Annotated in this window: 20 protein-coding genes, 1 tRNA gene and 1 pseudogene; 8 read left to right on the forward strand and 14 right to left on the reverse strand. The window is 38.2% G+C overall.

Annotated elements, in window-relative coordinates:
- The 10 genes and pseudogenes from AABB81_RS03345 to AABB81_RS03390 all read right to left on the reverse strand — a co-directional run bounded on the left by AABB81_RS03345 (nucleotide 1) and on the right by AABB81_RS03390 (nucleotide 11,434).
- Nucleotides 1–549 carry a DUF1697 domain-containing protein gene (locus AABB81_RS03345; RefSeq protein ID WP_342158634.1) on the reverse strand — a complete coding sequence of 183 codons (549 nt, stop codon included), beginning with the start codon at nucleotides 547–549 and terminating at the stop codon, nucleotides 1–3.
- 4 nt (nucleotides 550–553) lie between these two features.
- The gene (locus AABB81_RS03350; RefSeq protein WP_342158635.1) at nucleotides 554–2,029 is read right to left on the reverse strand and encodes an aminotransferase class V-fold PLP-dependent enzyme; all 1,476 of its coding nucleotides are present in this window, start codon (nucleotides 2,027–2,029) and stop codon (nucleotides 554–556) included.
- A 19-nt stretch (nucleotides 2,030–2,048) separates the two neighbouring features.
- Entirely contained in the window at nucleotides 2,049–3,440 is a 1,392-nt protein-coding gene (gene glmM / locus AABB81_RS03355; RefSeq protein ID WP_342158636.1) for a phosphoglucosamine mutase, read from the reverse strand.
- Nucleotides 3,441–3,555: 115 nt separating this feature from the next.
- The gene (rpsA, locus tag AABB81_RS03360) at nucleotides 3,556–5,406 is read right to left on the reverse strand and encodes a 30S ribosomal protein S1 (protein ID WP_425287332.1); all 1,851 of its coding nucleotides are present in this window, start codon (nucleotides 5,404–5,406) and stop codon (nucleotides 3,556–3,558) included.
- Nucleotides 5,407–5,514: 108 nt separating this feature from the next.
- A pseudogene (locus AABB81_RS03365) lies at nucleotides 5,515–5,826 on the reverse strand (DUF2853 family protein); the annotation flags it as partial.
- 217 nt (nucleotides 5,827–6,043) lie between these two features.
- Nucleotides 6,044–6,997, reverse strand: coding sequence for an AAA family ATPase (locus AABB81_RS03370; RefSeq protein WP_342158637.1), 954 nt, complete (start codon nucleotides 6,995–6,997; stop codon nucleotides 6,044–6,046).
- Between the two features lie 5 nt (nucleotides 6,998–7,002).
- On the reverse strand, nucleotides 7,003–8,346 hold the full coding sequence (locus AABB81_RS03375; protein WP_342158638.1) for a peptidylprolyl isomerase: 1,344 nt from the start codon (nucleotides 8,344–8,346) through the stop codon (nucleotides 7,003–7,005).
- A gap of 1 nt (nucleotide 8,347) precedes the next feature.
- Complete coding sequence (locus tag AABB81_RS03380) at nucleotides 8,348–9,181, reverse strand: hypothetical protein (RefSeq protein WP_342158639.1); 834 nt, start codon at nucleotides 9,179–9,181, stop codon at nucleotides 8,348–8,350.
- Complete coding sequence (locus AABB81_RS03385; protein WP_342158640.1) at nucleotides 9,178–11,070, reverse strand: peptidylprolyl isomerase; 1,893 nt, start codon at nucleotides 11,068–11,070, stop codon at nucleotides 9,178–9,180. The genes AABB81_RS03380 and AABB81_RS03385 overlap by 4 nt, the downstream gene beginning before the upstream one ends.
- A gap of 82 nt (nucleotides 11,071–11,152) precedes the next feature.
- Nucleotides 11,153–11,434: a DUF493 family protein gene (locus tag AABB81_RS03390; protein WP_342158641.1), complete on the reverse strand. Its 282-nt coding sequence runs from the start codon at nucleotides 11,432–11,434 to the stop codon at nucleotides 11,153–11,155.
- 86 nt (nucleotides 11,435–11,520) lie between these two features.
- On the opposite strand from AABB81_RS03390, the gene AABB81_RS03395 reads away from it, so the two are divergent.
- From AABB81_RS03395 to AABB81_RS03415, 5 genes are all read left to right on the forward strand, one after another.
- The gene (locus AABB81_RS03395; protein ID WP_342158643.1) at nucleotides 11,521–12,054 is read left to right on the forward strand and encodes an AAA family ATPase; all 534 of its coding nucleotides are present in this window, start codon (nucleotides 11,521–11,523) and stop codon (nucleotides 12,052–12,054) included.
- Nucleotides 12,055–12,060: 6 nt separating this feature from the next.
- Nucleotides 12,061–13,962: a RecQ family ATP-dependent DNA helicase gene (locus tag AABB81_RS03400; protein WP_342158644.1), complete on the forward strand. Its 1,902-nt coding sequence runs from the start codon at nucleotides 12,061–12,063 to the stop codon at nucleotides 13,960–13,962.
- A complete protein-coding gene (gene fmt / locus AABB81_RS03405; protein ID WP_342158645.1) occupies nucleotides 13,959–14,903 on the forward strand; it encodes a methionyl-tRNA formyltransferase in 945 nt (314 codons plus the stop codon). Before AABB81_RS03400 ends, fmt begins: the two co-directional genes overlap by 4 nt.
- A gap of 191 nt (nucleotides 14,904–15,094) precedes the next feature.
- Entirely contained in the window at nucleotides 15,095–15,367 is a 273-nt protein-coding gene (locus tag AABB81_RS03410; RefSeq protein ID WP_342158646.1) for an HU family DNA-binding protein, read from the forward strand.
- A gap of 95 nt (nucleotides 15,368–15,462) precedes the next feature.
- Complete coding sequence (locus AABB81_RS03415; RefSeq protein ID WP_342158647.1) at nucleotides 15,463–16,020, forward strand: YqgE/AlgH family protein; 558 nt, start codon at nucleotides 15,463–15,465, stop codon at nucleotides 16,018–16,020.
- Between the two features lies 1 nt (nucleotide 16,021).
- Here the strand turns inward: AABB81_RS03415 and AABB81_RS03420 are convergent, their stop codons facing one another.
- Together AABB81_RS03420 and AABB81_RS03425 are read right to left on the reverse strand one after the other, a co-directional pair.
- The gene (locus AABB81_RS03420) at nucleotides 16,022–16,849 is read right to left on the reverse strand and encodes an aminotransferase class IV (RefSeq protein ID WP_342158648.1); all 828 of its coding nucleotides are present in this window, start codon (nucleotides 16,847–16,849) and stop codon (nucleotides 16,022–16,024) included.
- A 74-nt stretch (nucleotides 16,850–16,923) separates the two neighbouring features.
- Nucleotides 16,924–17,307: an START-like domain-containing protein gene (locus AABB81_RS03425; RefSeq protein WP_342158649.1), complete on the reverse strand. Its 384-nt coding sequence runs from the start codon at nucleotides 17,305–17,307 to the stop codon at nucleotides 16,924–16,926.
- A 160-nt stretch (nucleotides 17,308–17,467) separates the two neighbouring features.
- Here AABB81_RS03425 and AABB81_RS03430 point away from each other — a divergent pair.
- Nucleotides 17,468–17,541, forward strand: a tRNA-Met gene (locus AABB81_RS03430).
- Between the two features lie 76 nt (nucleotides 17,542–17,617).
- On the opposite strand, the gene AABB81_RS03435 is transcribed toward AABB81_RS03430, so the two are convergent.
- Together AABB81_RS03435 and AABB81_RS03440 are read right to left on the reverse strand one after the other, a co-directional pair.
- A complete protein-coding gene (locus tag AABB81_RS03435; RefSeq protein ID WP_342158650.1) occupies nucleotides 17,618–18,052 on the reverse strand; it encodes a GNAT family N-acetyltransferase in 435 nt (144 codons plus the stop codon).
- Complete coding sequence (locus AABB81_RS03440; protein ID WP_342158651.1) at nucleotides 18,049–19,209, reverse strand: THUMP domain-containing class I SAM-dependent RNA methyltransferase; 1,161 nt, start codon at nucleotides 19,207–19,209, stop codon at nucleotides 18,049–18,051. The genes AABB81_RS03435 and AABB81_RS03440 overlap by 4 nt, the downstream gene beginning before the upstream one ends.
- Nucleotides 19,210–19,315: 106 nt before the next feature.
- Here AABB81_RS03440 and AABB81_RS03445 point away from each other — a divergent pair, with 106 nt between their 5' ends.
- On the forward strand, nucleotides 19,316–20,044 hold the full coding sequence (locus tag AABB81_RS03445; protein ID WP_342158652.1) for a class I SAM-dependent methyltransferase: 729 nt from the start codon (nucleotides 19,316–19,318) through the stop codon (nucleotides 20,042–20,044).
- On the forward strand, nucleotides 20,041–20,715 hold the full coding sequence (locus AABB81_RS03450) for a ZIP family metal transporter (protein WP_342158653.1): 675 nt from the start codon (nucleotides 20,041–20,043) through the stop codon (nucleotides 20,713–20,715). Before AABB81_RS03445 ends, AABB81_RS03450 begins: the two co-directional genes overlap by 4 nt.

Here is a 20,715-nt window from a genome sequence, read left to right on the forward strand (position 1 = left end):
CTATTCGAGTGCCTCCAGCAACTTGCAAAGGTTTTTCATGGTATTGTGATTCCGTGCCGTAGCCGGCAATTTTAATTTTTTTTCAAAAATACTGCCGTGCAGTTTGGACCTTCCGTATCCGTTGGGGTAATGGACATAGATCACCTCATCGTGTAAGCTCATTTTTTCCGGAAACTTCTGATCATTTTGAATCGCAGAAAATGATTCCACGTCCGGTTGTCCCATAAAGTGAATGTAATACAGCTGTTTTAAATCAATTCCGGCGATTTTTGCAAAAGGGTTATTTGAAAATAATTCTTGAAATTCCTTCTTAGCGATTACTTTTACTTTTAGATCAAAACCAAAAACTTCAAGCAGCTTGATTGCTATCATTTTTTCGAGGTCACTACTGCTTTTTATGTCAGATTCAAAAACCAAATTGCCACTTTGAAGATAGGTAGCGAGGTTTTTTAATCCGAGATTTGAAAGTGCACTTTTAAGGTCGGCCATTTTCATAGGATGGTGGCCGGAAACATTAATGCCTCTCAATAATGCAACATAAGCTTCCAAATTGCTAAGTTTCTATATTGAACCATTTATTTACGAGATCTTTTTCTCTTGAACGAAATGATTTATGTAAAAATTCATTGGTTTGCACATCGTAAGCATAATCCTCTGCCCAGGATTCAAAGTTGGCTGCCAGTTCCTTGATTGAATCGCATATATAGGCTACTTCGGCATCTGTTGTGGTTGGATGAACCGACATCCTGATCCATCCCGGCCTTTCAATGAGGCATCCCTGATCCATCTTCTGTAATAATTCATTGGACTGTTGCTGGTCTACATGTAACAAAAAATGGCCATAAGTACCGGCGCAGGAGCAACCTCCCCGCGTTTGTATTCCGAACCTGTCATTTAACAGTTTTACACCAAGGTTGTAGTGTAATTTGTCAATATAAAAAGAAAACACCCCCAATCGGTCATGATGCTGTGAGGCGAGTAAGGTCAGGTTTTCAATGGGTTCTAAAACTTCGAATACCTTTGCTATCAATTCTTCTTCCCTGTCATGAATATTTTGCACACCCATTTCTTCCTTGAGCTGTATGGCCAAAGCAGTTTTTATCGTTTGTAAAAATCCCGGTGTACCACCATCCTCCCGTGTTTCAATATCTTCAAGGTACCTGTGTTCGCCCCATGGGTTGGTCCAGTTTACCGTTCCTCCCCCCGGATTGTCGGGAATCATGTTCTTATACAGCGATTTATGAAAAATCAGCACCCCTGAAGTTCCGGGGCCGCCTAAAAACTTGTGCGGAGAGAAAAAGATGGCATCTAAATGCGCCTCCTGGTCTTCAGGATGCATGTCGATCTTTACATAAGCCGCCGAGCAGGCAAAATCCACAAAACAAACACCTCCGTTTCGGTGCATGATTCTCGCAATGCGATGATAATCAGGCTGAATTCCGGTAACATTCGAACAAGCCGTTACTGACGCGATCTTCAATGTTTTATGTCTGTATTTGTCTAGCAGCACCTGAAGATAATCGTAATCGACGAGCCCATCCTCGTCACAGGGAATGATTTCTACATCCGCAATGGTTTCCAGCCAACTGGTCTGATTGGAATGGTGTTCCATATGCGTAATAAAAACAACAGGCTTTTTTTGTTCAGGAATTGCATCGGTTAGTTCTCTAAAATTCTCAGAAATCTTAAGGCCTAAAATTCGCTGGAATTTATTGATGACTCCGGTCATCCCGGTACCTTCTGAGATTAAGGCACAATCCTTCCCTGCGTTGACATGTCTTTTGATGATCTCTCTGGCCTCATGGTAGGCAAGCGTCATTGCCGAACCCGAGAAAGTAGTTTCAGTATGGGTGTTGGCTACAAACGGGCCAAAGTCATTTAGCATTTTCTCTTCAATAGGCTTGTAGAGCCTTCCGCTGGCAGTCCAATCGGCATAGACCATCTTTTGTCTGCCATAAGGAGATTCAAAGGTCTCATCAATGCCTATGATCCCTTTGCGAAACTTCTCAAAATACTTTTCTAAACTCATTATTTATCTTTCTGCCAAACTAACCATTGGCAATTTCCTTTATTTCATTCATGATACGCTGTGCGAGATCATGGGCATCCTGCTGTGAGACACTCTCTGTATAGACCCTTATAATAGGCTCTGTATTTGATTTCCTCAAATGCACCCATTCTTTTTCAAAATCGATCTTTACCCCGTCAATGATGCTAATATTCTCGTTCTTATAAATTGAAGCCATACGTTTTAAAATACCATCAACATCGATCTGTGGCGTTAGTTCAATTTTGTTTTTACTCATAAAATAAGCCGGATAGGAATCTCTAAGGGTCCGGCAAGAGACCTTCAAATGAGCCAAATGACTTAAAAATAATGCCACTCCAACTAAAGCATCCCTTCCGTAATGGGCTGCAGGATAAATAACGCCTCCATTGCCTTCGCCCCCAATAATGGCTTTATTCTTTTTCATGAGTTCAACCACATTCACCTCCCCTACGGCGCTCGCTTCATAAATACCTCCGTGTTTTAGGGTCACATCCCTTAAAGCCCTGGAAGACGAGAGGTTGGAAACCGTATTACCCGGTGTTTTTGACAATACATAATCAGCACAGGCAACCAGGGTATATTCTTCACCAAACATGCTGCCATCTTCATTGACAATGGCCAGACGGTCAACATCGGGATCAACAACAATCCCAAGATCTGCTTTTTCGCGTACAACCCATTTCGATATTTCAGTCAAATGCTTTGGCAAAGGTTCAGGGTTATGCGGAAATTGACCGGTTGGCTCACAATACAAAGGGATGCATTCAACACCCAAGGCCTTGAGCAATTGAGGAATAAAGATTCCTCCTGTTGAATTCACGGCGTCTACAACTACTTTATACCCCGCATTTCTTATGGCCTCCACATCGACAAGATCCAGGTTTAACACTTCGTTGATATGCTTGCTGATAAAGTCTTTGTTTTTAACATAGCTTCCCAAATCGTCTACTTCAGCATATTGAAAATCCTGCGATGCGGCCAGTTCCAAAATTATATTTCCTTCTTCTCCATTTAAGAATTCCCCAGCCTCATTGAGCAATTTTAAAGCATTCCATTGTTTGGGATTATGTGAAGCGGTCACAATGATGCCTCCATCTGCCTTTTCAAGAGGAACGGCAACTTCTACTGTAGGTGTGGTTGACAATCCAAGATCCACAACATCGATTCCAAGGCCCACAAGGGTATTAGAAACCAGGCTACTGATCATTTTACCGGAAATCCTTGCGTCTCTTCCTATGACAACTTTGGTCTGCTTTTTTAAGCCGTTTCTTCTTAACAGCCATGTTCCATAGGCTGAAGCAAATTTTACGGTATCGAGTGGTGTTAAATTATTGTCGGTTTCACCGCCAATGGTTCCACGGATTCCCGAGATAGATTTTATTAAAGTCATTTGGTGTTTTTAAGAGATACAAATATACCTTTTACCTAAAATTAGACAACAAAAAAACCGTTCAAATTTTGGATACCAAAATAGGAACGGTTTAGTGTTTTAAAACAAAGTCAGCTTATTTCTTACCCGACTCCATTTTCTTTTTAAGATCAGCTAATCCTGAAATATCACCTAAAGTGGTTTTTTCAGCTTGTTCAGACTGCTTATGCGCTGCCTTCACATTTCTTTCTTCCTGTGCTCTGAATATAGCAGAGTGAGAAACGACCAATCTTCTGTACTCCTTATTGAATTCAAGAACCTTGAAATCAACAGTATCACCTTTGACAATCTTAGACCTGTCTTCCTTATCCATATGACGTCCCGGCACAAAAGCCTCAACACCATCTTCGAAGGTAACAATAGCACCTTTGTCATTTACTTCTTTAACCGTACCTGAGTGAACAGAGTCAATCGTGTACTTTTCTTCGTGCTTATCCCAAGGGTTTTCAGTAGTCTGTTTATGACCTAAATTTAATTTACGTCCTTCAACATCCAATTCAAGAACTTCAACATCAAGCTTGTCTCCTACTTTTACGAAGTCAGATGGGTGCTTGATTTTTTTAGTCCATGAAAGGTCTGAAATATAAACCAAACCGTCTATTCCTTCTTCAAGTTCTACAAAAACACCAAAATTGGTATAGTTTCTCACAGTACCGGTATGTTTAGAACCAACAGGATATTTTGTTGTGATATCAGTCCAGGGATCCGGTTGCAGTTGCTTGATACCAAGCGACATTTTTCTTTCTTCCCTATCAAGTGTAAGAATAACTGCTTCGACAATGTCTCCAACTTTCACAAAGTCCTGTGCGGATCTTAAATGAGTTGACCATGACATTTCAGAAACGTGAATCAATCCTTCAACACCTTCACTTACTTCTATAAAAGCTCCGTAATCAGCAATAATCGCTACTTTACCTTTAACTTTATCACCAACTTTCAGATTTTCATCCAAAGCTTCCCATGGATGTTTGCTCAATTGCTTCAATCCTAACTGAATTCTTGTTTTCTCATCATCGAAATCAAGGATAACAACATTCAGTTTCTGATCTAATTCAACGATCTCACTCGGGTGATTAATTCGGCTCCATGACAAGTCTGTAATGTGAACCAATCCATCTACTCCTCCAAGGTCAACAAATACACCGTAAGAAGTAATGTTTTTAACAACACCTTCAAGTACCTGTCCTTTTTCCAATTGACCGATAATCTCTTTTTTCTGTTCTGCAAGATCCGCCTCGATAAGCGCCTTGTGAGACACAACAATATTTTTGAATTCGTGGTTGATCTTCACAACTTTAAATTCCATGTTTTTGTCTACGAACTGATCGTAATCTCTAATTGGCTTCACATCGATTTGTGATCCTGGCAAGAAAGCTTCAATTCCGAAAACATCAACGATCATACCTCCTTTGGTTCTGCATTTCACATAACCGGTAACGATCTCCTGAGTTTCATGCGCCTTATTAACCCTCTCCCATGCTCTGATCACTCGTGCCTTTCTATGAGAAAGTACCAACTGACCTGTGCTGTCTTCAAGCTTGTCAACTTTAACTTCAACAGTATCCCCCTCCTTTAGATTTGGGTTATATCTGAATTCATTTAAAGAAATAACACCCTCAGATTTAGAGTTAATGTCAATAATTGCTTCACGATCGGTAATACGTACAACAGTACCGTCAATTACCTGACGTTCTTCAACAAACCCAACTGTGTTTTGCAAAGCCTTGTCAAACTCATCTAGCTGAGATTGGTCAACGGCCTCAATTCCTTCTTCATACATCTGCCAGTCAAAATCCTCTAAGAATTTTCCGGCATCAATTTTTACTTCAGCTTTATCAGCAACTGCTTCTGTGGTTTCCTTTACTTCTTCCACCTGCGCTTCAGTATTTTCTGTTACTTTTTCTTCAATCACTTCTTCTTTTTTTATTTCTTTACTTGCTTTTTTTGCCGTTTCAACTTCCTTTACTTCTTTTTCAGCAACCTCAACAGTTTTCTCTTCCTGAATAACTTCATATACTGCTTCAGACCCAGTCTCCTTTACCAACAGATAGTAAAATAAAGCCCGGTACTTCTTTTTGTTACTGGCACCCAATGTTTCAATCACTTTGGCAATTGCAGCATCCAATGTTTCATCGTCTTTTTCAAGACCCAGTTTTTTAATCAGGAAATTCTTTTTGATGGTTTCTAACTCAGCTTTGTTTGAAGACGAGACCAATTCTGCATCTTCTTTGTAGATAGAAGGCCCTAGTCCTTTGGTTACTGATCTTAAAAGCTCTGTGTTTAGTTCTATACCTAGCTTTTCGGCTGCGCCAGTGTACAGTTCAATTTTTTCTTGTAGTTTAGACATATTGTCTTATACTTTGTATCTTAAGTTTTACAGATTTATTCACGATTAAAACACTAAGAGAAATGAATATTCATTTAGCTACTCCTTTTGTAAATCTGATTTCGTTCAAAAGGCGTGCAAATATACAAACAAATTATTATTTTAACAATAGCTGATAAAAGATACTTTTTCTTTGTCAGGAACTTAAAAGTAAAAATCTGAATTTCAACAATTTAAGTTAAAGAAGTGAATTGATAATCTGAGTTTCATCGATTCCTTCAGCTTCCGCTTTGTAGTTTTTAACGATTCTGTGGTGCAAAATTCCATGGGCTACCGCCTGTACATCAGCGATATCGGGTGAATATTTTCCATGTATGGCAGCATAGGCCTTGGCTCCTAAAACCAGATTTTGAGAAGCACGGGGCCCTGCACCCCAATCGATATAATTTTTTATGATTTCAGGGGCATTTTCATGACCTGGCCTTGTTCTCGTTGCCAGTTTTACGGCATATTCCACAACATTGTCTGCAATGGGTATCCGTCTTATCAAATGCTGGTAGTCAATGATATCCTTATGTGAAAAAACGGGGTTTACCTTGATGTCTTCATCATTAGTCGTGTTTTTTGCCACGAACACTTCTTCTTCAAAGGTAGGATAATCAAGGTATATTGAAAACATAAACCGGTCAAGCTGGGCTTCAGGCAAAGGATAAGTCCCTTCCTGTTCTATAGGGTTCTGGGTTGCCAATACAAAAAACGGCAGTTCCAGGTCAAAGCTATGCCCTGCCACTGTCACTGATTTTTCCTGCATAGCTTCGAGAAGGGCTGCCTGTGTTTTAGGAGGTGTCCTGTTGATCTCATCAGCCAAAATAATATTGGCGAATATTGGTCCTTTTATAAATTTGAAATGCCTGTTTTCGTCAAGGATTTCACTTCCAAGTATATCTGAAGGCATCAGGTCTGGCGTGAATTGTATTCTTTTAAAGTTTAAGCCTAAAGCTTTTGCCACTGTATTTACCAGCAGCGTTTTTGCCAGCCCCGGCACGCCAATGAGCAAGGAGTGACCTCCGCAAAGAACCGAGAGCAACACGTGATCCACTGCGTCATGCTGGCCAACAATCACCTTTGCAATTTCCGCCTTTAAGAGCGCATAGTTTTCAACGAGGCTATTGATTTTTGCAACGTCCGACATGCTTTTTAGTTTTTAACCCAATTACTCTTGAAATCACACTCGGTATAAACATCGTTGATATTCACATAAGTGTCCATGATCTTTTCATTTGACCATTTTTCAATCGACTCTGATTTCTTTTTTTGCAGGGCCAGTTCCATAATCTTAACGTAGTCCTGTGCCAGATCCGCGGTATGCGCCTCTGTACGGCTTTTTAACAAAAGAATTTTATACATCTTTAGGCCTTGTCTGGTCTGATCTAAAAACACCTCACTGATCTCCCCTTCTTTTAAATTACTGACCTTAGCATACAATTCAGGATCCATTCTGGTCAGGTCAAAATGCGTGTCGCCTGAAACAGGATTCATAAGTACTCCTGCGCTTAACCTTGTGTCTTTGTCTTGTGAATATTTCAACACTGCTTCTTCAAAAGGAATTTCCAACTTTAGAATCTGTTCTCTATACAGATTTAAAGAATCCCTTATCGCTTGAGCAACTGCATCATCTGCTTTTGGCTGCATAAGGATATGATACACGTCTCTTTGTTTCCCTTTAATCTTCTCAACCATTAAGATATGGTATCCGAAATCAGATTTAAAAGGTTGAGAAATTTCTCCTTCCTCCATACTAAAAGCTGCTTCCTTAAACTCCTTTACAAACGGGCTATTTCTTTCAATCGAATAAAAACCGCTGTTTTGAGTAACTCCGGGATCATCAGAGTAAAGGATAGCTTTCATTTTAAAGTTCCCGCCTTCCTCGACCTCTTTTTTGATTTCCTTTAACCTTTCAATAGTCTTGTCAACTTCTTCCTGAGAGGGTTCTATATTTAGAACGATTTGAGACAATTCTATTTCCGCTCCGATTTCGGGTAAATTCCCTTCAGTTTCCAGACTGTTGAAATACCTTTTAACTTCTTCAGGAGTAATATCAATATCAGCGGTTAACTGCTGCTGCATTTTTTCGATCAGCAGGCCTTCCTTTTCAACCCTGTACAGCTCGTCTCTCAGTTCCTTCATATTATCAAAACCATAGAGCTCAAGCATTTTTTCGGGAGAACCCAGCTGTTGTGTAAAATAATCTGTCTTTCGTTGGACCTGTTGCTGTATTTCACCTTCATTTACAACAATACTATCAATTACCGCGTGATGTGCCAATAATTTTCTGTTCATGATCTGCTCCAGCATTTCACAGTCGGAAATTTCAATCTGACCACCACTTTGCTGAATCAGTTCCTGTTTAAAGGCATCTATTTCTGAATCCAGGACGATATTGTCTCCAACTACAGTGGCAACCCCGTCAATTTTTACTTTTTCCTGAGCTCCCATATGGATCCCGTAAGCTAAAAAAGCTATCATTAAAATTCTCTTCATCCTAATATTGTTCAAATTGTTTATTGTTAATCGCATCAATCATAATGGTCTTTTCTATGTCATTCATCAACTCCAATTTTCTTTTGTGCAAGATCATTTGCTTGATCGTTGGAACCACGTAATTCTTTGGTGCAATTTCATTCCTGTGACGTATGTCCTTAACAGCCAGCAAATATACTCCTAATGAATCTTCTTTTTGAATAATTTGGTTCTTTTTTATATTTTTTTCCTCCTTTAAAAAAGCAAGTTTTTTTTCAACATCCTTATAACTCACCCATATGCTGTCATTAAATGAAAACGAATAGAATTCCAGTTCTCTTTCAATCAGGATTTCAAGATCTTCCTGATCCTCTGATTTGAACAACTTGAGTATTTCTTTTCTATCATCCAGATCTTTGTTAAAATGTATGTATTTTAACTGCATCAAATCTTCATTAAGTCTGTACACATTTTTATTTGCCTCATAATATTCGTCGATATCCGCATCAGTGATCACTGTATCGAGTTCTTGCTGCAATAAAGCTTTTTTGTATTTGTCGATCAATAATTCCTTTTCATAATTCCTGACCAGTTCTTCTATTTCACCATTTTCATCCTCAACGTTTATTTTGGCCTTGTTCAACAGCAATTCTTTTGTGGCCCACATTTTAATGTAATTATTGCGGAACAGGATGCTGTCCTGAGCCGTGAGCCCGGTCGGTAAAGCCCTGCTCAAATCTTCCTTCGTCAAATATTTGTCATTCACCCTGGCAACGGCATTAACATCAGGGGCTTCTTGCTGACATGCCAAAAACCCTGTACTGATCATCATATATAGGAACAATCTAAAACTCATTGAGATGCCAGCCTTTTTTTAAGTTCTTTATAATTTCTTTGATTCACCTTTACTTGATACGCCTCATGCAGCTCCTTGACCCATTCCTTTTCAAGGTAATTCTGATAATCATTCATGACTTCACCGCGGGTTTCCTTTAAATCCTTCAATTCGGGTTCAAAAATCGTGTCAACATCAATGATGGTGAAATCCATTTTGCCTTCTTCAAAAATATCAGAAACCCCCATAGAAAAAACATATCCCTGGGGTAATTTAGCACTTCCTTCTTCCAGCTTTCCCTTGCTGAATAATACATGAATCGTGGCTCCTTCATTTACCGTGGATTTTATGCTGTCTGCAGGTATGTTCCGGAGCAACATATCCCTGACTAGCTGTGCTTTTTCAAGTCGTGTGCAACTTGCAATGGTGAGCTCAGCTCTTTTTTTCCACACATAGTTATTTCGGTTGGCCTCAAAGTAATTTACAAGTCCTGTTGAGTCTTTTTCAGATCTTTCCCAAACCTTTTTCTGAAGGAGTTCAAACAGTAACAATCCATCTTCATATTCCTTATAAGTCAAAGCAAATTCTTTATTGGTTTCGTCCAAATGATCCTTAAAATAATCAATAATCATCTTGTTGGTGAATTCCTCATAAAGATCCTCTTTGGTTCTTTTTTGAAATGTTTGGGCAAAAGTGTAAAAATCATCACCCGAATAAATTCTTTCTTCAACACTTAACAAGGTGTCCGTATTGTTTTTGAAATCAATTAATAAAGGATATTCCTGAAGTTTTGCTTTATAGGTGACGACCTTGTACTGAGCAGCAATTTTTTGAGCCAGGGATCGCTCAACATAACTGGATCGGCTTCCGTTTTTTACCTTTGATTCCAGTTTTGCATGAAGTTCATCATACGATCCGATCGGATACTTTTTTAACAATTTTAATATATGCCAGCCATAATCGCTTTCAAAAGGTTCAGAAAAATCTCCCTCCTGCTCCAACCCAAAAGCCACATTTTCAAATGATTCAATCATTCTTCCAGTTCCGAATCTTGGCAATACGCCCCCTTTTTGGGCCGAACTGATATCATCTGAATGATCTTTGGCAATCGTTGCAAAATCATCACCTTGTTCCAATTTATTATAAATGTCTGTGATTTTATCCTTCGAATTTCTAAGAACGGTGGTGTCATTTTTTACCATGATATGCGCTACCTGAACTTCCCCCGGCGACATTCTCCTGTCATTAACCTTTACTATATGATATCCGAACTGTGTTCTAAAGGGTGGGCTTATATCGCCAATTTTAGTAGTATACGCAGCATTTTCAAAGGCATAAACCATAGAAAAAGCTGAAAAATAACCTAGACCGCCATTGTTCATTTGAACTGAAGGATCTTCTGAATACAATTTTGCAATACTGTCAAAACCGGCCCCATTGACAATTTTATCACGTGCCTCCGTTATCCTCTGATAAGCTATTAAAGTATCTGCATAAGCAGCATCCGGCTCGAGCCTGATCAAGATATGGCTCGCGTTAACTTCTTCTTTAGTTCTGTCATAAGCTTCCCTGACTAAAACCTCAATAGCTTCAGGGTTTTGTAAATAGGGTTGCACCAGCTGCTCCCTGTACTTAGACAATTCAGAAACGTAAGACGAAACCGTATCGAGTTTTATGTCTCTGGCCTGCATCAGCTTTAACTTAAAATCCACGAACAACTCAAAATAATCATCAAAGTCCTTTCGCTCATCTTCAACTACAATATCTTTATTCTTTTCAAAGACCCTGATAAATTCCGAACTATAAACATCATTTCCATCAATGCTAAAAAGAACCTTTTCCTCATCCTGCCCACTAACGATTCCACTGATGAACATCGCAGACAGGATGATTACTTTTTTAATCATCATTTTCAATTGTTTCCTTAGTCTTTTTGAATTCTCTTGAATGGTCAAAAATATTTTTTATTTTTCAATTGCCTTGTTAAAAATATCACAAAGATATCACTCCTTCTATTTTTGATACCTCTTGATAAATAACGATTATTTCATCGGGTGAAGTCATTTTGACTAAAATAGTCAAGCTGACATATTTTCCTGTTTTTGAAGGTTTGGAATTGATTACAGCTCCCATGTTATCAAAGATATTTTCTATCTGTTTAAATTTTTCATCGGTACTGGGAATGATAAATTTATACATGTATTTGGTAGGGAACTCCGTCGTCTCTATCAGGCTTTTTTTTAATTTATCATAAAAATCAGACTCTTTACTCATGACTAAATATTTGATTTTAAAAGTGTTCAAATTTACAATTATTATTTTCTTAATTTTGGAATTGTTTAAAGAATAATTCTGATTCCTTGAAACAACAAAGAATAGTGATAACGGGAGGTCCCGGTACCGGAAAATCAACCATCATCGAGCAATTGCTGCAGATGAAGTTTACCTGTATGCCTGAGATTTCACGAAGCATTACAAAAAAAGCGCAGGAATCAGGCATCGATCAATTATTCCTTAAAGACCCTTTGCTGTTTAGTGAATTGTTACTTCAGGGAAGGGTTGAACAATACGAGACAGCTAAAACCCAGGCATACGAAAAAGTTTTTTTTGACAGAGGGATCCCTGATATCCAAGGGTATATGGATTATGCAGGCACAAATTATCCTGATGAATTTATTGATAAAAGCTTTAAATTCAGATACAGTCATGTGTTTATGTTACCTCCGTGGAAGGGGATTTACAAAACTGATAATGAACGTTACGAGTCCTTTGAGCAGTCACTCATTATTTATCAACATCTGATTGAGGCCTACAAGAAAATGAATTATGACATCATTACTGTTCCGGAAGGAAGTATATCAAAAAGAGTGAACTTTATTTTAAATTCACTTTAAAATCAAATGAGCAAGGCGATAGAACTTTTAAAAAAGCACTGGGGATTCAATTCTTTCAGGGAATCTCAGGAGGCGATCATAAAAGAGCTCCTGGATAAAAAAGATGCCTTTGTGCTGCTTCCGACAGGAGCCGGTAAATCTTTGTGTTACCAGTTGCCTGCTTTATTGTCTGATGGCGTATGCCTGGTCATATCTCCCTTGATTGCCCTGATGGAGGACCAGGTTAAAAGTTTAGAAGCAAAAGGCATAAAAGCTTTGATGCTGAGCTCCAAGCTCAACAGGCACGATACCATTGTTGCCTTTGACAACCTTCAATTCGGTAATTATAAGTTCCTGTACCTCTCTCCTGAGAAATTACAGTCTGAATTTATACAGGAAAAAATCAGTCAGTTACACGTAAACCTTATCGCTATTGACGAGGCGCATTGTATTTCTCAGTGGGGCCATGACTTTAGGCCTGCCTATTTAAAAATACCGGTATTGAATGAAATGCATCCTCATACCCCAAGAATAGCCTTGACGGCGACTGCAACTTCTTTGGTTAAAAGCGATATCATTGAAAATCTAAACCTAATACATGCCAAGGTTTTTTCAGGATCCTATTACAGGAAAAACCTGCAGATCAATATTGAAAAAACAGCAGATATAAGAGGAAGGATACTGAAGTTGGTTCAATCAGTCGATGAGCCCATTATTATTTATGTAAGCACTCGAAAAAGCACCTTAGAGTACCGGCAACTTTTGAATGCCAAACAAATCAATGCCACAGCTTATCATGGGGGCCTTACCTATAAACAGAAAACCAGTGCCCTTGATGAATGGAGCAATGAAAATTCGAAGGTAATGGTTGCTACCAATGCATTTGGCATGGGCATCGACAAGTCTAATGTGAGAATGATCATCCATGCCCACCTGCCCAACAGCATTGAAAATTTCATGCAGGAGATAGGCCGTGCGGGCCGTGACGGCAAAGATGCCAAAACCTATCTTCTTTACAATGAAAATACGATTTGGGAAAGCAAAAACATGATCCAAAAATCTACGGTGAGCCCTGAGTTTTGCAAGATGGTTTATGCGAAACTTAATGATTATTATCAAATCGCCAACGGAGAAATTCAAGAGAACCTCTTTAGTTTTGATCTGCAGGAATTTGCGGTAAGATATCAATTTAACCTCTCAGAGGTTTACCATGCTTTGAATCATTTACATCATGAAGATATCATCTTTTATGACCAAAACCCGAATAAATCATCGAGAATTAAAATCGTTGAGAATGCTTCCAAGCTTTATGAAATTCAGTCCGCTCAAAATCATCAAGGCAGGGTCCTGCAACTATTACTCAGGACCTATGGAGGTATTCACGAACAGTTCACCCCGATCAATGAAGGCTTACTTGCTGTAAAATCAGGGCTTGATAAGAAATACATTATCAAAGCTTTACATACGCTGGAAAAGGATAAAGCCATTATTTATGACAAGTCATCCAGTGTCTTTACATTGAGGTTTTTGGTTCCCAGAGAAGACAATTTTATCTTTAATACCATTAAAAAAAATATTCAACAACGCAACCAAATTAAAATAGAGAAATTGAAGGCCATACAACAAATGGTTTCCAATGATTTTATCTGCAGACAAATCCAACTGCTACGCTATTTTGGGGAAAAACTGGATCAACCATGCGGTGCATGTGATGTTTGCTTAAGAAAAAATTCGAATCAAACGGTTGATCACAAAGAATTGGCTGACAAGGTTTTGAGATTATTGGATCTATCGAAAGCTTTGGACATTAATGAAATAAGCACTGCGCTTTCCATTGATAAAAGAATGATCATAAAAACTCTGGAATTATTGGTGGAAAAAAGAAGCATAGATTTAAATTTGCAAAACAAATTCTATATTATTTCATGAAAGAACTTCGTATTATTTTTATGGGCACCCCCGATTTCGCTGTTGCCACTTTGAAGGCACTGGTAAAAGAGCATTACAACGTAGTAGCCGTGATTACTGCTCCTGATAAACCAGCAGGCAGGGGCAGAAAATTAAATCAATCTGCCGTAAAGAAGTACGCTATGTCAAACGGGCTGGAGGTTTTGCAACCCGCCAATTTAAAAGATCCTGAATTTTTAGAAAAACTCAAAAGTTATCATGCAGACATTCAGGTCGTCGTAGCATTTAGAATGTTGCCCAAACTCGTATGGGACATGCCGAAGCTTGGCACCTTTAACTTACATGCCAGTTTACTGCCAGACTACAGAGGTGCTGCCCCAATCAATTGGGCCATTATTAATGGTGAGCACAAAACCGGCGTGACAACTTTTTTTATAAATGAACAGATAGACACGGGCGCCATCATCAAACAGGAAGTTACAAACATCCCAAAAGATGCTACTGCCGGGGAACTACATGATATACTGATGGAACTGGGCAGCAGAACCGTGGTGGAAACATTACAAATGATTGAACAGGGCAAGGTGCAACCGATACATCAAAAAGAAGGGGAATTTAACCCCGCACCCAAACTAAATAAAGAAATTTGCAGGATTCAATGGAACAATCCTCTGGAAAAGGTATACAATCATATTCGCGGACTCAGCCCTTACCCCGGGGCCTGGACCATACTCGACAACGATGGACAGCAAACTGAGGTAAAGATCTATAAAGCAAATATGATTCCTGAACAACATCAACTGCTCCCGGGAAGTGTTGTGGCTGCAAAAAAGAACCTGCGCGTTGCCGTTGCAAATGGCTTTCTCGAAATCACAGATTTAAAGATGGCGGGGAAAAGAAGAATGGATGCAATCAGCTTGCTTAATGGATATGTATTTCACAGGGAATCTAAAATGTTCTAAACACAATACGTATAGGCACTTAGGGCATATTTTGATGTTTTTTTTTAGGTTTATCAACAAATTGAGCTTAATTATCAACAATATAGGGGTTTTTAAGTGGTAAAACTTGCGTAAACCCTTATAAAATCTATATTTGTTCTGCTATTGAAAGGCAAAAAATGAATATTTAACCAATTTTAAAATTTTTAATTATGAACAAATCAGATTTAATTGAAGCAATGGCTACTAATGCTGGGATCTCAAAGGCTGCTGCTGGAAAAGCTTTAGACGCTATGATGAAGAGCATAACGGGTGAACTAATGACTGGTGGTAGAGTATCATTGGTAGGTTTTGGTTCTTTCTCAGTTTCGGCAAGAGCTGCAAGAGACGGAAGAAATCCTCAAACTGGTGCAACTATCAAAATCCCTGCAAGAAAAGTAGTAAAATTCAAAGCAGGATCTGAATTAAAAGATTCAGTGAACTAATCAAGTTCTAAAAAATTATCATATTGAAACCCTCCATTTTTGGCGGGTTTTTTTATTAGCATATTTTTTGTACATTTAGTGACAACCAATTTAATATGACAACGTTAAAACCTACTAAAGGTAAATTACTTATTGCGGAGCCGTCCATTTTGATGGACAGTTCTTTTAACAGATCAGTCGTGTTACTTACTGAACACAATGATAACGGATCAGTTGGTTTTATTTTTAACAAACCTTCACCTTATAATATCAGTGATCTTATTCCCGATATCGATTCTTCCTTAAAAGTATACTTTGGAGGCCCGGTTTCGGAAGATAACCTCTATTTTGTGCATAAAGTCCCTGAGTTAATACCCGATAGCATTGAAATATCTGATGGTATTTTTTGGGGAGGTGATTTTGAAGCCATTCAGTCACTTTTAAAAGACGATATTTTATCGAAACACGATATCAGGTTCTTTCTCGGCTATTCAGGCTGGAGTCAAAGACAGTTGGAAGAAGAATTGCAAACTACTTCATGGCTTATCGTTGAAAATGAGTTTAATAATCTTTTTAAGATCAACCCCATTAGCTTCTGGAAGAATGAGCTGCTTAAATATGGCGGTATTTATCAGCTGTGGGCCAATGCCCCTAAAGATCCCGGTTTAAATTAATTTATACCTGAATAAATGAAGTAAAATACTTTATTAATTCTTTGGTTTTTTCCTTTGCATAACTCTTTTTTCGATAACGGTCAACAGACTGAATCTCCTGTATTGAATTCGTTAGAAATACCTCGTCCACTTTAAGTAGGTCAAATGGCGAGATACTCATCTCTTTAACCGTAAATGTATCGTGCTTCTCAATAGCCTCTATCAGTTTTTTTCTCATGATTCCGTTGATACAACCCGTGTCGAGGGATGGAGTCATTACCTCATTGCCTTTTATCAAAAATATATTGGCGTTCAGGGCTTCAACCAACTCTTTCTTTTCATTGATCAAAATACAATTTTGGTAATCGTTTTCCTTCGCGTATATACTGCCCAGGACATTGATCAACCGGTTATTTGTTTTAATGGTAGACAAAAGCCCTGATGCCAAAGGAAAATCCTTAAACAATTCTATCTCCACTGCTCCCTTGTATGTTTCTTTTAAAGGGTGCACTTCTATAAGAAAATCAACTTCATTTGTTCTGGGAGCATAGAGGCCCCCATCCTGCCTGAAAACATTTACCCTGATCCTGGCCTGTTGATTCAGTTTGTTTGCATCTAAAGTCAACCTGATCTGGTTTTCATAGTATTCAAGGGTGAAATTCATGGGAATTCTCATCCTAAGCATCCTCATTGATGACATGAGCCGAAAATAATGATCCTCTAAAAAATGTATTCTTCCATTGGCTGATTTTAAAGTGTCAAAAATTCCGTCGCCATATTTAAAAGCCCTGTTATCAAGGCTTAACTTAAAATTTTCCCTTGAAACCAAACTTCCGTTTTGATTGACCATATTATTTATATTTAAGAGGCAAAAATAAAAAAAGCCTTGATAAATCAAGGCTTTTCCATTTTATTTCAAGTCGATTATCCTCCGATAACGTGTTTTAATTCAGCAATTTGATTTTCCCAAAACATTTTAGAATCTTCCACTTCATCCTCCTCCGCAAAATCAATAACCAAAAGTGATACATCTTTAGTGAGATCATCCACTTCAATTCTCAATTCAAAATAAGAATCTTCATCCTCATCCTCTTCCCACTTAAACCTAATAAACACATCTGTTTTTTGGGCAAGCCGATCAGCAACTTCCTCAGAATCGTTCCACATAAAGGTATACTTCTTTCCTCTTGAATTTACATTATCTGCAAACCATTCTCCCATACTGTCGGGAGTTGAGATATACTGAAACAAAAAACTAGGAGAAGCATGTATAGGAAATTCTAAGTCTATTCGTACTTTGCTTGACATTCTTGATTTTTTTTATGTGGGCAATATATAGATTATCTATTTCTAAAAAAAATATTTTATTTAAATATTTTTGGCCTCTTTACTTGCCGCAAATGAATTTGTTTTTATATTTGCAAACTCAAATTTGATAAGCATTTTCAGCTTAACTGCAAAAGGTATTGGCGAGGTAGCTCAGATGGTTAGAGCGTCGGATTCATAACCCGGAGGTCTCGGGTTCAATTCCCGATCTCGCTACTAAAAAAAGACTGTGAATTACAGTCTTTTTTTGTTTCCGTCGGTTTTTGGTTTATATGAGATTACTGAGGGCTGTTTAAGCCAACTTTTTAAACATGACAAAATGAGGACCAACCTGAGGGACGTCAAAAACTTCTCCCCGTATTTCATATCCTAATTTTCTGTAAAAATCCAGGGCATTTACCCTGGCATTGCACCAAATTACCTCTGCACCTTTTGATGTAAGGAGTTTTTCGGCTTTTTTCATAAGCATTGTACCATATCCTTTTCCCTGAAAAGCCTTTGAGGTTCCCATGCCCCTTAGTTGATACTGAGTGCCTTTAAAATCATCTCTTGAAGATTTCATGAAACTCGCTATACAAACCAGCAGATCTGATTCGAAAAGGCCGAGGTGTACAGTATCGACCTTGTGATCTCCATCCATTTTATGGCTTAGGGTCATACCTTGCCTTAAGACAGTCTTTCTTAACTTATAGGTATCTTCCGCCTTTATTTTGCTGATTCTTGTCATGATTGTTTACTTGTCTTTCTGCTACCCGAATACATCTCATATTTTACAAATTTACATTCCAGTTTTCCATTGAAAACCTTGATTTTTCTTGAAGTTCTCAATCCCACATTTTTCAGGCCTTCTTCAAAATCCGAAGTGATCAACCAGGCAGAAGTGTCAGGATAATGCTGTTTTAGCGTATCCCCGATCTGTTTATAAAAAACGGGGACATTTACCTCCAGGCGCTCTCCGTAAGGAGGATTGAATACGACAATAACATTCCTATCAACGGGGCTTGTTTCTTCAAAGAAATTTTTTCTTTCAATCTTTATAAACTCTTCAAGAGAAGCATTCTCTACATTGCTTTGAGCCTTGCGAACTGCAGAAGGAGCCTTATCAAAACCGATAATCTTCTTATCGGTGTTTCTAATTTTCTTCAACAATGAGTCATGGATCAAAGCAAACAGCTCTTCATCAAAATCGGGCCATTTTTCAAAGGCAAATTCTGATCGGTTTATATTGGCCGGTATATTATTCGCAATCATTGCGGCTTCAATTAAGATCGTACCGCTACCGCACATAGGATCCACAAAATTTTGGGTTCCGTCATAACCTGTCAACAGGACCAGTCCGGCTGCTAAAACCTCGTTGATGGGGGCAATATTCGTATCGGTGCGATATCCCCTTTTATGCAGGGACTCCCCCGAGCTATCAAGGGAAACCGTACAGGTATTCTTCTGAATATGAATATCAAACTGAACATCGGGATGCTTAAGGTCAATGCTTGGCCGTTTTTGGTATTTTTTCCTGAAATAATCTACGATAGCATCTTTACTCCTCAAAGACACATAGTGTGAATTTGAAAATATTTCTGAATGCACAGAAGAGTGAATTGCTAAAGTGGCGTTCTCGTCTAAATACTTTTCCCAGGAAATCCTTGAAAGATTTTGATAAAGGTCGTCTTCTGTCCTCAAAGTAAATGTCTCAATGGGCACCAATATTCTTATTGCGGTTCTAAGCGCCAAATTGGCCTTATACATAAATCCTTTATCCCCTTTAAACTGAACATTCCTAACACCCTCCCTTACGTTCTGAGCGCCTAAATTGCGTAGTTCACGTGCCAATACCGATTCAAAGCCATACAGGCATTTGGCCAACATATCATAATTTTCATCCATACCACAAAAATACAGTAAAGAAATTAGTCAAAGAACATTTCTTTTAAAAACTAAAAGTTTACTTATCAATTGCTTAAATTTTCTATTTTTGTTTGATTTTAAAATTATGCAAAAAGAAAAAGAATGGTTTGAAAACTGGTTTGATACTTCTTTTTATCATATCCTTTATGACTACCGGAATGATGATGAAGCCAGATTGTTTATGAGTAATGTCGTAGGTTTTTTGAAGCTGTCTAAAGGAAGTAAGGTTCTTGATCTTCCCTGTGGCAAAGGCAGACATTCTTTATTTTTGAATGAACTGGGCTTTGAAACAACTGGAGCCGACCTGTCAGCAAACAGCATAGCATACGCCAAACAATTTGAAAAGCAGGGGCTTTCATTTGAAATTCATGACATGAGGAACCCCTTACATGCAAAATATGACGCCATTTTCAATCTTTTTACAAGTTTTGGATATTTCAACCAGGAAACAACGAATATCAAGGTTTTGAAAAATTTTAAAAATGCATTGCAACCCGGAGGTCATATTGTTGTCGATTTTTTAAATTTGGAAAAGGTAATTCAAGAGTTGGTCCCAAAGCAGCATTTTTCGAAAAAAGGGGTTGATTTTACTATAAGGAAACATGTTTCTGATGATTTTATCATTAAAGAAATCGATGTGGATTTTGAACAGAAAACCCATCATTTTATTGAAAAGGTTCAAGCCTTGAATCTTGAAAAGTTAAACTTTTTTGCCGCGTCTGCAGGTCTTGAAATTCAACATGTTTTTGGTGATTATAAACTCAATCCATACGATATCGAAAATTCTGACAGATTAATTCTAGTGATGCAATGATTTATATAGTCCTCATCGTACCCGTTATTGTCGGATTTGCTTTGGTACAGCTTCTTCAGCCGAACTCAAAGCACTTACAGTTATTTCTGTCTTTTAGTGGCGCCTATTTATTATCAGTTACCGTTTTGCATTTAATTCCTGAGGTTTTTACCCATCAGCAGCCTAATATAGGCCTGTTTATCCTGTTGGGAATCGTATTGCAAACCGGATTAGAATATCTTTCAAAGGGAGCTGAACACGGGCATATTCATGGTCATGATTTTAAAAACCGCATTCCATGGCTGTTGCTTGGAAGTTTGTGTTTACATGCCTTTCTCGAAGGAATGCCCTTAGGGCTGGGTGAAAATCAGAATTTATTGTATGCCATAGTCATTCATAAACTGCCCATTGCAATTATCCTGGCAGTTTTTCTCAAGAATTCCTCCTTGTCAAAGAGGTATGTGTTTCTGTTCCTTTTCCTCTTTGCGGTTATGAGTCCTCTCGGGAGTTGGGTTTCGGGGAATTTTTCTTTTTTTCACAGCTATGAAGATCAAATCAATGCTTTGATCATAGGCGTGTTTCTTCATATTTCAACGGCCATTCTTTTTGAAAGTTCTGAAAATCACAAATTTAATTTACAAAAATTCATCGCTATTCTTATAGGGTTTGGTCTTGCCTTTTTAAGTATATAG

The sequence above is a fragment of the Lutimonas vermicola genome (assembly GCF_038433205.1).
Lineage (GTDB): Bacteria > Bacteroidota > Bacteroidia > Flavobacteriales > Flavobacteriaceae > Lutimonas > Lutimonas vermicola.